At 68.9% G+C, this 575-nt stretch carries 2 protein-coding genes; both read left to right on the forward strand.

What is annotated here, in order from left to right:
* Nucleotides 1–128 precede the first annotated feature (128 nt).
* The gene (gene grxC / locus HUK84_RS22200; RefSeq protein WP_176642043.1) at nt 129–389 is read left to right on the forward strand and encodes a glutaredoxin 3; all 261 of its coding nucleotides are present in this window, start codon (nt 129–131) and stop codon (nt 387–389) included.
* Nucleotides 390–404: 15 nt separating this feature from the next.
* Nucleotides 405–575, forward strand: a 171-nt coding sequence (locus HUK84_RS22205) for a DUF1178 family protein (protein WP_176642042.1), incomplete at its 3' end; no start/stop codon positions are given.

Genomic DNA, 575 nt, shown 5'->3' on the forward strand with positions numbered 1-575 from the left:
GCTCGGTCGACGTGCTGGTCGCCGCCCGCGCCCCGGCGCCGCCCCGCTCGTAACGGCATGCACGCGATCCTATGTTGCAATCCGCCAAGTACGATATGCTGGCCTTTATTGCCCAGGCGAGGACCATGATGCCGAAGATCGAAATCTATACGCAGCCCGGCTGTCCCTATTGCGTGCGCGCCATGCGCCTGCTGCAGCAGAAAGGCACGCCGTTCACCGAGATCCGCGCCCTGCACGGCACGCCCGAACGCGCCGAGGCCCAGGCCCGCTCCGGCGGCCGGACCACGGTGCCGCAGATCTTCATCGACGGCCGGCATATCGGCGGATGCGACGACCTGATGGCGCTGGACCGCGGCGGTCGGCTCGACCCGCTGCTCCAGGCCGCCTGAAAGGGCATCGAACGCGTGATCCGCTATCAGTTGCGCTGCGGTCAGGGCCATGAATTCGATGCCTGGTTTCCCGGCAGCGCGGCCTTCGACGACCAGGCCAGGCGCAATCTCCTGTCCTGCCCGCATTGCGGCACCGCCGACGTCACCCGTGCGCTGATGGCGCCCGCCGTCCGCACCGCCCCGGTC

It is taken from the genome of Nguyenibacter vanlangensis, from assembly GCF_013376155.1.
Lineage (GTDB): Bacteria > Pseudomonadota > Alphaproteobacteria > Acetobacterales > Acetobacteraceae > Gluconacetobacter > Gluconacetobacter vanlangensis.

Coding starts and splice junctions, on each gene's coding strand:
- grxC (WP_176642043.1), top strand. CDS start 129: ATGCCGAAGATCGAAATCTATACGCAGCCCGGCTGTCCCTATTGCGTG.